We start from the raw sequence: 11,207 nt of genomic DNA on the forward strand, positions 1-11,207 counted from the left end.
GAGCATGAAAGAAAAATTTGTAAGACATGGAACATTTGTAATTGAAAAAACGTATCCGGCATCCAGGGAGCAGGTATACCAAGCAATGGCTGACGCTGAAGCCAAAGCACGCTGGTTCACGAAGCCGGAAGTGTTCGAATTCCGGGTAGGCGGACGGGAATTCAGCAGCGGCGAAACGCCGGACGGCGGATTGTTCACATTTGACGCGACTTATCAGGAGATCGTTCCGCTTGAGCGGATTGTTTATACGTACGTAATGGACTTTAACGGCGTGCGGTTCTCGGTGTCCATTACTACGATTGAGCTTGCAGACACGGATGGAGGCACGAAGCTGACCTTTACGGAGCAAGGCACCTTCTTCGATGGGCTCGATGCGGTGGAGAATCGGGAACACGGGTCAAGGGAGCTTCTAGAGCTGCTGGGTCATTCGCTTACTCAGGGCGGAGATGCGGTTGCTGCGGAAGACGACGCCGATCTGATTCCCGGCCAATTGGAGTTTGCTCATACGCGTTTGTACGACTTCCCGAGCGAAGATGTTTACCGGGCGTGGGCGCAACCGGAGCTTCTGGCGCAGTGGTGGGGGCCTAACGGCTTCACAAGTACATTCCACGAATTCGACTTCTGCGAGGGCGGATTCTGGCGCTTTACCTTTCACGGACCGGACGGCAAGGATTATCCGAACGAGAACAAGTTCATCGAAATCGAGTCGGGGAAACGCATCGTACTGGAGCATCAAGGCACTCCTGAATTCAGGTTGACGGCAACATTTACCGATATGGCCGGTCGGACGCGTGTGACATTCCGTCAACAGTTCAAAGACGAAAACTTATTCCAGCAAGCAAAATCATATTGCCCGGACAGCAACGAGCAGAACCTGGACCGTCTTCAAGCTGTGCTAGAAGGACGGCCAGCCAGCGCCTGGATTTAGGTGTCGCGAGCAGGATTCATAAGCACCTCTGCTTGGAAAACGTCATTAAATTGATATACCCAATTGGAACCTTCCTACCCGTTAGATGAGGAAAAAGGCGGCCGGCTTTTGGGGCGGCTGCCTTCAAATGTCTTCATTGAACTAACGTTTGGATGTGGGGGCCCAGTTCATTTCTTATTTAGTCTCCATAGAAGTTGTAGTCCTACTACTGCTCACATTTTTCTCAATCCATTTCGCTAAATGGACACAGGCCGCACCCGAATTCATCCTCTTTTCCGTCAATGTCTTTCCACAACACAACCTGAGGGCCTTGAATCTGCTGCCGAATTTCCGTTGTTAATAAAAGATTCAATTGACGAAATTACGTTCCCTTATTGCTCATACCGCTTCAAAAATCCCTTAACCAGCTCCGGGCGGGTCATCAGCGCAACCGATTCGTTCTCCAGCTCCTCTGCCTGATCGTCATCCGTCATGGACACAAAAAAGACGATGTCTTCCTTGGATTGCCCGTATTCGGCAAAAACTGACGGTTCCGTTTCCTGAACCACCCTTGCAATGATCTCGATCAATTGGTCCTTGTAGTCATATGCATTTTCTACGGCATACAACAGCTTGCTGATATCATTGAAATGCGTGTCGTCACCATATTGGTACTCCGAACAACCCCACCTGAAATAAATTTCATCCTCTTTCGAGTTACACAGCCCTTTCTTCTTCATGTCGGCAATATGCCGAGCCAGCGATTCCTCCGTATTTATGGCCAAAAATAAGGTGACGAAGTCGCTATCCGTGCCAAAAGCACAGGCATACACGCGTTCATTTTGCGTTTGTTCCAACGTTCTTTTCAAATCTTCCACAAAGCTTGCCCGAAAGCGCTCCTCAAATTGCTTCAAAAAATCAGTCATGATGGTTCGTCCTTTCCCCAATTTATTCCCTTCCACCCTAGCAACGCAGGTCCAAATAAACTTCCCACTCCTCAATCGTCGACGTATTGATGCCATCTTAACGTTTAATCCAAAATAACGGTTTTACTCGGATCATCCAGAAACTGAAACATCGTTTGAATCTGCTTCACCGTATTTCGATCCAACGAGAGCTCTGGCAACCGGTCTCTATCAAAAAAGGCAACTTCCCTCGTTTCAACCCCGCCATTGGGCTGTCCGGCCACAATCTGGCATTCGATAAAGATTTTATACACGTGATATTGTTCCGGAGGATGATCGTGGAATTTTTTATCCATCACGGCAAGTATCCGCTTGGGTACCGTAATGTAACCTGATTCTTCTTCGATTTCTTTTACGGCGATTTCCGAAGGAGAATGTCCAATGTCAGCCCACCCGCCCGGCAATGCCCAGGCATTGTCGGCTTTTTCCCGCACCAGCAATATTTTTCCCTCTTTAAAGACGACTCCGCGTATGTCCACCTTAGGCGTGGCATATCCCGTTTCGCTTCCGAAGTGAAGCTTGATTTTTTCCCGGCTGACATTCGTATAATTCGCAAGCATTTCCATGCTAAGTTCTCTTAACTCTTCAAATCGTTCAAGGTCGTACACGTCCTTGGAGTATGTCAGCCCGGTTTGGGCGATCGCTTGAATTCGCTTAACCCAATCAAGCCATTGCATGTCTGAGCTCATCGACTTCCACCTGCTCTCTTGTATTTAGGCATCTGGAAATAACGGGTCTTTCGTGTCTGCCGGATTCGCCGATCACATCAAAATGGGAGACAAATGCTCGATCACCATAGAGCGAATGCGTTGTTCCTCCGGGATATGGTCAATCAGCAGATGGCCCTTGCCCGCATGTTCCAACCGTTCGCGCATGGCCGCAATGCGCCCTTTGTTCATATCGATAAAACGAAAATCCACCTGCCTTAGATGCTCCATTTCTGCCAATGGGTCAAAAGCTTCCGCTTTAATCGACGTGTTGATCTCTTTAAGCGTAATCGCTTCAAGGTTGCGCGCAGTCCATAGTTGGTCTATATTCCGCAGCGATTTCATGTAATCCAGCTCCAATTGTCTGAGCCTGTCCAGCTTCGAAAAATTGCACAGGTACTCCACCTTGGGCAATGCCAAATGCAGAAATTCCAAGTTGTGCAACAGGGCCAACTCGCCGATGTCGCTCAACTTACGGACTGCGGACAATCTCAACATGCTTACGTTCGAATCTCCCAACGCGGCAAGCGGAGCATTTAATTCACAACTGTCGATGCCGAGGTATTTGAGCAGCGGCAGCTCTGCCGCCACGTCCAACCGATCCACCTTACAATTTAGTACGAGCGTATCCAGATGAATGCATTCCGAAATCGGCGTTAGATCCGTGAATTTGCCGTGCAGCTCCAAATAGGTCAAGCGTTTATAGGACTCGATAAACTCCAAGTTTACCGCTTTTTTGGGCGAACTCACGTTCAGGAACTGCATTTGCTCCATGGCGCCAAGCGTGGACAGATCCTGCGATTGCCGGAGATCCAGCTTCAAGGCGGCTGCATGTTTCAGTTGCGCGAGCGTTTCGAGAAACTCCTTCGTGTAACTGGCTTTCTCATCCCTGTTCCACACGTGCAAAATGAGATCCGGCCGTCTAAAAAACACCTGCTTGTCCAAAGCAAACAAATCCTCCGTTTGATCCGCCCCGACTGCAATGCTGACCGTCGCGCGATGCCGCAAACAGCGGACTGCCTCATTCATTTTGTCCTCGTTCCAGGGAACGCCTTGCATGGAAGCATGCCAACTTCCGCTCATGATTTTCCCCCTTTGCATACGGCTTGTTTCCATCAATTGTAAATCAAATTCATGCGTTTGGAAACCAGATGCCTGGTGCCAGCATGACCTTCTGCGATGCACAATACCAAAATATATGTCAATGCAAAAAAAGGCGAGGATGGTGGAGTTTCCTCCTTTCCTTGCCTTTGACGATTCCTGCAACCAAATGCCAACGTTTATTCGGCCATCATTTCAGGGAATTGGTCGGCTCCTTGTGCTCCTGCCCCAATAAAAGGATATCCATCCGGGTTACGCCACTGTACGACATAAGGAAGATTAGGACTATGAATGCCAGGATACACTTGGATATTAAAGACTGTCATGATTCTATCACAACCCTCCATGTTGATTTCTCCACATAGGGAAATGGTCTTGCAGATGGCTTATCCAATAGGGAAGGTAATTCTTTCGCACTTCTAATGCATGTGACACCGCAGCTATTTCCTCGTGACTAACCCCCCATTCAGCTGGCATTACAGCCATAACTTCGATCAGTTCGCCTGTGGGTAGAGCTATAATATTAGCTATTGCTTTGCCAAAAGGATCGGGACCATCCAAGAAAGGAACAAACATCGCATACAGTGCCCCCCAAAACATGCGATGTACTGAAACCGATTTAAACATCGACTGAATCGTCCAGTTGGGACCAGCGAATATATTGGCATTATCAATCATCCACAACTTTGGAGTTGGCGTTCGTGAAACCAAAATATTTTGTCCATTATCCCGCCTCAAATAACGGTCATTGTTATCCAACCAATAATCAAAAGCGATAATATCTGCCGCTTGGCCAATATTGCTACAATTAGCAAGCTCTGATTGTGAAGGGTAACTTGTACTATCAAAAATAAATTGACTGCCGTAATGCGGGCCATGTCCGAGATCGTACCCAAGTTCTAAATATTGTTTCCTTAATGAATCATTGATATAGATTACCTGACTGCAAGGAACAGGGATCCCCAATCGTCCTGCCAACCAGCAGCAAATCATCTCATTCGCTAAAGCGCGACTTCCTTGGGGATTCTTATTAAGTTTAACAACGTAGTAGTTACCATCATCACATTGCATAAGATGAGGTAAACTGGTACCCGTAAGTGATTGGACATAGGTAACGGCTTGAAGCATGAATCCACCTCCCCGAAAGCGAACCAATCTGATTTTACTAATATATGTTTCCTATAAACTTTTGGTATAGTCATGCTCCTATTGAAATACTCTGACTTCAACCGCTAGATAAGCCAAATTATTTCACATTCTTCTCTACTGTCTCTTCTCGGGAAAACACGTTTATAATCAATGTTTCCATTTCGTGAACCGCAGACTTGGGATAGCATGATCGTATCGAAAAAAGATGGTCAGATTTAGCGGAGGGGATAATACATGCCACGTACGTTTCAAATCAGCTCAGAGGAAAATGTAATAAAAATACTCGCCCATTCCAAACATGCAGCGCTCAGAGCACTGCAAAGTTACGATTTGGATTGGGATCATATCCGGTTCAATCAATTGTCCGATACGTGTACGTTTGTTGTGCAAACAAGTAAAAGCCAGACCTTATTGCTGCGCATTCATCCGGGAATGAACAAGGAGGAACTGCGTTCTGAACTCGTTTGGCTGGATGCGCTGAATAGGTTGACGAACATTCCCGTTCCCCAAGGCGTTCCGAATCGGCATGGCGACAGCGTGTTGGAACTTAAAGGGGACCATGGCGACGATCTGCCCGTTTATGCGACATTAATGCGCTGGGTCGATGGCATAAACGAGGGCCGGGAACTTTCCGAGGAACAGGTTTTTAATGAAGGAGTCCTGCTTGCAAAGCTTCACCATGCATCCCGGCAATTCGAACCCCCAGCCGATTTCACTCGGCCTGAATGGGGTTTGCCAAGCTTCAATGCATCGATGATACGCCTGGCAGAGCATCACAAAGCCTTTCTTTCCCATGACGGGTTTGCACTGTATCAATCCGCTGCCGAAAAAGTACGCACCCACTTGGCCAGACTTGTCAAAGACACTACAAATTACGGATTAATCCACGGCGATCTGCATCAAGGAAACATCGTGTTTGACGGCAAGCATCCGCGTCCCATCGATTTCGGCAGATGCGGATTCGGATATTTCCTGTACGACGTGGCTCATACGATCTTGGGCCTGTATCCGGCTCAACGAAAACTTGTGCTTGAGGGGTACCAAAGCATTCGGAAACCAGCCGCGGATGGGCTGCAGGAACTGGAGTCGTTTGCCGTGATGGCCATGCTCGAAAATTTCGCCCACCATGCACCCGATCCAAGGGAGACCGACAGTCTGAAAGAAGAACAGCCGTATGCGCAAGCCATCTTGCGTCATTATTTGAGTGACAGCCCCTTTCTATTTCAAGCGATAGAGCTATAGTCTCTTGCCGTGATTCTGCCTAAATGCGTGTATCAATATGGAACACGCGGTTGTTTTGAACGGCTTTCAGCGCGTTTGACGCACGAAGCTCCATCCCATTCCCCACGCCAAAGAGGGCCGCACATGAAGTGCAGCCCTCTATTTGGAAAGCCGGGACGAACGTTATTGGCGGATCCAGGCATTGGCCAGGAGCATTGCGCCTTTGGCGGCATGGGTATCGGCCAGCGCATTCAGCATGACAAAGTCATGAATGATGCCTTGGAAGCGAACCGCCGTTACCGGTACACCCGCTTCACGCAATTTGTTGGCATATGCCTCGCCTTCATCGCGAAGCACGTCAGCTTCACCGGTAATCACCAGCGCCTCAGGCAAGCCTTGCAATTGATTCAGGTTTGCGCGCAGCGGGGAAGCGTAGATTTCCGCTCTTTGTGCCGGATCGGTCGTATATTGGTCCCAGAACCATTGCATCCCATCCCGGCGCAGGAAGTAACCTTCCGCGAATTGGTGATAAGACGGGGTGTCGAACGACGCATCGGTTACTGGATAGAACAGAAGCTGTTTGCTGATTTTCGGGCCTTTGCGGTCTTTGGCCATCAGCGTAATAGCCGCCGTCATGTTGCCGCCGACGCTGTCCCCCGCTGCCGCAATAGCGTCGGATTTCAGGTTATGGCTGGCGCCTTCACTCGAGATCCACTCCAACACGGCGTAAATTTGCTCGATCGCAACAGGATAACGGACCTCTGGAGACAGGTCGTAGTTCGTGAACACGACGGCCGAATTCGAACCTACAGCCAGTTCGCGAATCAAACGGTCATGCGTATGGGCATTGCCGAACACCCATCCGGCCCCGTGAGTGTATAGAATGACCGGCAAAGCCCCGTTAGCGTTTTGCGGACGTACGATTCGGATCGATACTTCGCCCGTTGGTCCGCCCTGGATCGTTAAATCTTCAATATCAACCGCAGGTTTCGCGATATCACCGGACTGCACTTCGTCGACGGTTTCGCGTCCTTTGGCTGGACCCAGGTCAAACAAATACGGAGGATTGGCGGTATCCTCCACGAATTTTTGCGCTGCCGGTTCAAGAACTACCTTGTTTTCATTGTTTGGGTTGTTTGCTGTTGTCATGATAAATTCCTCCTAAAATGTGATGTTTGTTTTTATTCATATACAATTAAATAAAGAATCTTAAATTTAAAATACTTAATTTATAAACGAATTATAACCCGTTTAAAACCCATTGTCAACACTCTCCATTTTTTTACCCAAATCCATCCTGTTTTACGCGCCGGAGTCGCCTTGAATGCACGTAAAAAGTCTCAATATTATCAACCATCTGATTTCAGGATGGCGTTTATCCGCTCCCATTGCGATTTCGAAACGAATATGCTCTGACCTCCCTTCTCATTTGACCCAAGTCCCTTTATGATAGAAGAATACTATTGGACAACAGGTTTGGAGGCTGCATCATCATGAAATTCGCCAATCGCATGAACCATTTTCAGGAAGGCATCTTTTCCCGACTGCTCGAAATCAAGCGCCAACGGATCGAGAACGGGCAGACCGTGATCGATCTGAGTGTCGGAACTCCGAATACCCCTCCCGCGCAGCATATTATCGATGCATTGCTCGAAGCTGCCGGGGATACCCAAAATTATATTTACGCCATCAACGATCAGAGCGAGCTGCTGCAAGCGGTCAGCGAATGGTATGCACGGCGCTATCAGGTAGAATTGAACCCGGCTACGCAAATCTGCTCACTTCTTGGCTCACAGGAAGGCCTTGCCCATATTTCCTTGGCCATCGTGGACGAGGGCGACCTGGTGCTGGTCCCGGACCCTTGTTATCCGGTGTTCGCCGATGGGCCTCTGCTGGCAGGTGCAGAGCTTTATTACATGCCGCAAAAAGAGGAACACGGTTATGTCATCCAGCTGCAGGATATCCCGGAAGAAATCGCGAAGCGAGCTAAGTTCATGCTCGTATCCTATCCGAACAATCCAACCACGGCCATGGCGCCCGAGCAGTTTTACCTGGATCTGATCGCGTTTGCCAAGCAGCATGACATTATCGTTCTGCACGACAACGCTTATAGCGAGCTGGTATTTGACGGGAACAGCTGCGGCAGCTTTCTTTCCTATCCCGGAGCCATGGAGGTCGGGGTCGAGTTCAATTCCCTCTCCAAAACATATGGACTTGCCGGTGCCCGGATCGGATTCTGCGTCGGCAATCCGTCCGTCGTATCTATCCTGAAAAAGCTGAAATCCAACATGGACTATGGCATGTTCCTGCCGATCCAGAAGGCGGCCATCGCAGCCATTACCGGGGATCAGTCCGACGTGGACCGGGTACGGGCGATCTATGAGGAACGCCGTGACATTCTCTGCGAAGGCTTCGGCAGACTGGGCTGGCCTATTGCCAAACCGGATGCCACTATGTTTATTTGGAGCCGGATTCCCGACCATTACGCCACTTCCGAACAATTTGCCATGGACCTGGTAAGCCGGGCCGGCGTAATCGTGACACCCGGCAGTGCATTCGGTCCTTCCGGCGAAGGATATGTCCGCCTCGCGCTTGTTCAGGATCGTGAACAGCTCGAACAGGCGCTGCAATCCGTGGAAAACAGCGGCATTCTGACATCAAACGAATAGAGTCAGCAAAGGAACCGTTCCTTATTAGCAGGAACGGTTCTTTTTGTGCAATTAGGGATGAACGTGAGTCCTTCCCTACCGTTGATCGTACACCCTCCAGGTAATGAATAAAAACAAACATTTTCCATCCCTTGCCTCTATCGAAACGGATTCGAAATTCCGAAATATATGCTAAGAGCATAGCTCAATATCCGATTTTGGGGAGATGGCCGCATGGTACAGCCAGTCAAAAAAAGGGGTAACAAAGCAACGAGCATCGCCAATACACTGTCCATGGTGTTGTTGGCCATTATCGTTGTCGTCTTTTCGATTTTGGGGACATTCATGTTTACCGGCACGCGAAGCATTCTGGTCAACCAGCAGGAGGCCCAGCTTCAGACGAAAACGCAGGCGATCGTCAGCCAATTCGATGCGTTGTTCAAGGAAAAAGGCTCGCTTGTCAAACAGATGTCCACAAATCATTTGTTCGAGCAATATATTGAAACGACCGAATCGGCAGCGACGGCCACAACGTCGCCTTATGCCGCAGAGGTTCAAGCCACGCTGGCCGCGATCGTCAAGGAAGAGCCTTCCTTTGCCGATGCATGGGTCGCGGGCATCGACGGAAACGGCTTCTGGCTGCAAAATGACGGCGTAGCCTCCGCCGCCGACTTCGATATCAAGACCCGTCCGTATTATGAACCGGTGATGGCCGCAGACGGGCTTTATTTTTCCGAACCCTATAAGGACCTGGCATCCGGCAATATTCTGATAGGCATTTTCTACCCGGTCAAAAACGATGGGGGCGAACTGATCGGCTTTGTGGCAGCGGATATCGCATTCAAAGACATTCCGGCCATCATGAAGAGCTACTCGCTTGGCAGCACGGGATATTCCATCCTTGCATCCAAAACGGGAGATATTCTATATCACCCGGACGAGAGCAAAGTGCTGAACGAAAAAATCAATGAAATTCCAGGCGACCTCGGGAACGTCGGCAAAGAAATGCTTGCAGGCAAATCCGGCATACAGCTCATGGATGATCAAGGAGAACGCCGCTATATTGGATACGCCACCAGCAAAGATACCGGATGGTCTGTCGGACTGACCATTACCGAGAAGGAAGTGCTTTCGGAGCTGGCCAGCTTCAACCGGATTCTGATCGGCGGTTTCGTGGTCGCCGCGATCCTGCTTGTCCTGATTTGTTATGTTACGCTCCGCGCTCTGCTCCGGTCGATACCGAAGCTGCTGGCCAAAATCAAACAAGTGGAAGACGGAGATCTCACCGTTCAATTCGATATAAGTTCCAGCAATGAGATCGGACAGATCTCGCAGGGCATGCACAACATGACGCAAAAACTTCAAGCCATGATGCAAACGGTCGGCAGCACCGGTTCGGTGCTCAGCCAATCGTCCAAGGATTTGCAGGCCATATCCTCCAGAACGGCCGTCACGATGAATGATACCGCAACGGCCATTAACGAAATCGCCAATGCAACCAATTATCAGTCCGTTGAATCGGAGAACATTCTGCAAAAAACCGGCTCGTTGTCCGTACAAATCGACGAAATCGCCAGCGATGCCCGAGCCATTGAAACGATGGTCCAAGCGACTGCTGAACAAAGCGGACGAGGAATCGGCGTACTGGACCAGCTGTCCAGATGGGCAGAGGAAAACCACCAATCCACGCAGGCCATGTCGTCCATCATCCATGAGATTGACTTGAGTCGGGATGCCATCTCAGGCATCGTGGACACCGTCCATCAAATTGCAACCCAGACGAACCTGCTGGCTCTCAACGCTTCCATCGAAGCGGCGCGTGCGGGAGAACACGGGCGCGGATTTGCCGTCGTTGCCGGAGAAGTCCGCAAACTTGCCGAGCAGACCACTCTGGCCACAGAGGAGATTGGCCGGAAAGTGGGCGAAATTGCGGAGAAAACGAACGTATCGGTGGAGCATACTGCCCGCGGCCTGAGCATCGCCGAAGGAAACGCGCGATCCGTCGAGGAGACGAAGCAAGTCTTTTTCAGCATCAACAACGAACTCGAAGAACTGAGACAGCGCATGATCCAGATCAGCAGCAATACGGCCAAAGTGCACCGGCACAAAGATGAAATCGTGCAGGCGCTGGAGATCATCTCATCCACCACCGAAGAAAATTCTGCCTCCACCGAAGAAGTCAGCGCGAGCACGCAGGAGCAGCTGGAAAGCATCGAGCAGGTGGCGGAGCTGTCGCAGCGGTTAAACACGTTGTCCATCAAACTGCAAGAGGAGCTCAGCCAGTTCCGCATCGATTCCGTACAAGGGGCGGACCACTGATCCGCAGGGAGACACTGTGCGCGTTCGCCGAGAGCTGCGTGTAGAGCGTTTCCCCTAGCCTCAACTAGCCCGTAACAAATCACGTATAACGCGTTGAACGAAGCACATCGGATGCATTATTGGCTTGGGAGTAGCCCTGCTATATGGGGATCAGTAACACCGCGCATGCCACGCAGCTCGACGATATCTG

At 49.9% G+C, this 11,207-nt stretch carries 10 protein-coding genes; 4 read left to right on the forward strand and 6 right to left on the reverse strand.

The features are described 5' to 3' along the window. The first annotated feature begins 4 nt into the window (after nucleotides 1-4). The gene (locus tag MKY59_RS23080; protein ID WP_339273955.1) at nucleotides 5-928 is read left to right on the forward strand and encodes an SRPBCC family protein; all 924 of its coding nucleotides are present in this window, start codon (nucleotides 5-7) and stop codon (nucleotides 926-928) included. Nucleotides 929-1,299: 371 nt separating this feature from the next. On the opposite strand, the gene MKY59_RS23085 is transcribed toward MKY59_RS23080, so the two are convergent. From MKY59_RS23085 to MKY59_RS23105, 5 genes are all read right to left on the reverse strand, one after another. Then, nucleotides 1,300-1,833, reverse strand: a complete 534-nt coding sequence (locus tag MKY59_RS23085; protein WP_339273956.1) for a DUF4303 domain-containing protein — start codon at nucleotides 1,831-1,833, stop codon at nucleotides 1,300-1,302. A 104-nt stretch (nucleotides 1,834-1,937) separates the two neighbouring features. Continuing rightward, nucleotides 1,938-2,561 (reverse strand): NUDIX hydrolase, encoded by a 624-nt coding sequence (locus MKY59_RS23090; RefSeq protein WP_339273957.1) that lies wholly within the window; start codon nucleotides 2,559-2,561, stop codon nucleotides 1,938-1,940. A 72-nt stretch (nucleotides 2,562-2,633) separates the two neighbouring features. Next, nucleotides 2,634-3,662, reverse strand: a complete 1,029-nt coding sequence (locus tag MKY59_RS23095) for a hypothetical protein (RefSeq protein ID WP_339273958.1) — start codon at nucleotides 3,660-3,662, stop codon at nucleotides 2,634-2,636. A 197-nt stretch (nucleotides 3,663-3,859) separates the two neighbouring features. Then, nucleotides 3,860-4,006, reverse strand: coding sequence for a hypothetical protein (locus MKY59_RS23100; protein ID WP_339273959.1), 147 nt, complete (start codon nucleotides 4,004-4,006; stop codon nucleotides 3,860-3,862). A gap of 7 nt (nucleotides 4,007-4,013) precedes the next feature. After that, nucleotides 4,014-4,808 carry a HipA family kinase gene (locus MKY59_RS23105; RefSeq protein WP_339273960.1) on the reverse strand — a complete coding sequence of 265 codons (795 nt, stop codon included), beginning with the start codon at nucleotides 4,806-4,808 and terminating at the stop codon, nucleotides 4,014-4,016. Between the two features lie 255 nt (nucleotides 4,809-5,063). On the opposite strand from MKY59_RS23105, the gene MKY59_RS23110 reads away from it, so the two are divergent. Next, on the forward strand, nucleotides 5,064-6,071 hold the full coding sequence (locus MKY59_RS23110; protein ID WP_339273961.1) for a phosphotransferase: 1,008 nt from the start codon (nucleotides 5,064-5,066) through the stop codon (nucleotides 6,069-6,071). Between the two features lie 162 nt (nucleotides 6,072-6,233). Here MKY59_RS23110 and MKY59_RS23115 read toward each other — a convergent pair whose 3' ends face one another. After that, nucleotides 6,234-7,199 carry an alpha/beta hydrolase gene (locus tag MKY59_RS23115; RefSeq protein WP_236415804.1) on the reverse strand — a complete coding sequence of 322 codons (966 nt, stop codon included), beginning with the start codon at nucleotides 7,197-7,199 and terminating at the stop codon, nucleotides 6,234-6,236. Between the two features lie 344 nt (nucleotides 7,200-7,543). On the opposite strand from MKY59_RS23115, the gene MKY59_RS23120 reads away from it, so the two are divergent. Both MKY59_RS23120 and MKY59_RS23125 read left to right on the forward strand, forming a co-directional pair. Continuing rightward, nucleotides 7,544-8,719 (forward strand): aminotransferase class I/II-fold pyridoxal phosphate-dependent enzyme, encoded by a 1,176-nt coding sequence (locus MKY59_RS23120; protein ID WP_339273962.1) that lies wholly within the window; start codon nucleotides 7,544-7,546, stop codon nucleotides 8,717-8,719. A gap of 213 nt (nucleotides 8,720-8,932) precedes the next feature. Next, the gene (locus MKY59_RS23125; protein WP_339273963.1) at nucleotides 8,933-11,017 is read left to right on the forward strand and encodes a methyl-accepting chemotaxis protein; all 2,085 of its coding nucleotides are present in this window, start codon (nucleotides 8,933-8,935) and stop codon (nucleotides 11,015-11,017) included. The last annotated feature ends 190 nt before the right edge of the window (nucleotides 11,018-11,207 follow it).

Source organism: Paenibacillus sp. FSL W8-0426, assembly GCF_037969725.1.
GTDB lineage: Bacteria > Bacillota > Bacilli > Paenibacillales > Paenibacillaceae > Paenibacillus > Paenibacillus hubeiensis.

What these genes read in the sequence shown, in the direction of transcription:
- MKY59_RS23090 (WP_339273957.1), bottom strand. Translation starts at nt 2,561, where the DNA reads ATGAGCTCAGACATGCAATGGCTTGATTGGGTTAAGCGAATTCAAGCG.
- MKY59_RS23120 (WP_339273962.1), top strand. Translation starts at nt 7,544, where the DNA reads ATGAAATTCGCCAATCGCATGAACCATTTTCAGGAAGGCATCTTTTCC.
- MKY59_RS23080 (WP_339273955.1), top strand. Translation starts at nt 5, where the DNA reads ATGAAAGAAAAATTTGTAAGACATGGAACATTTGTAATTGAAAAAACG.
- MKY59_RS23125 (WP_339273963.1), top strand. Translation starts at nt 8,933, where the DNA reads ATGGTACAGCCAGTCAAAAAAAGGGGTAACAAAGCAACGAGCATCGCC.
- MKY59_RS23095 (WP_339273958.1), bottom strand. Translation starts at nt 3,662, where the DNA reads ATGAGCGGAAGTTGGCATGCTTCCATGCAAGGCGTTCCCTGGAACGAG.
- MKY59_RS23100 (WP_339273959.1), bottom strand. Translation starts at nt 4,006, where the DNA reads ATGACAGTCTTTAATATCCAAGTGTATCCTGGCATTCATAGTCCTAAT.
- MKY59_RS23110 (WP_339273961.1), top strand. Translation starts at nt 5,064, where the DNA reads ATGCCACGTACGTTTCAAATCAGCTCAGAGGAAAATGTAATAAAAATA.
- MKY59_RS23115 (WP_236415804.1), bottom strand. Translation starts at nt 7,199, where the DNA reads ATGACAACAGCAAACAACCCAAACAATGAAAACAAGGTAGTTCTTGAA.
- MKY59_RS23085 (WP_339273956.1), bottom strand. Translation starts at nt 1,833, where the DNA reads ATGACTGATTTTTTGAAGCAATTTGAGGAGCGCTTTCGGGCAAGCTTT.
- MKY59_RS23105 (WP_339273960.1), bottom strand. Translation starts at nt 4,808, where the DNA reads ATGCTTCAAGCCGTTACCTATGTCCAATCACTTACGGGTACCAGTTTA.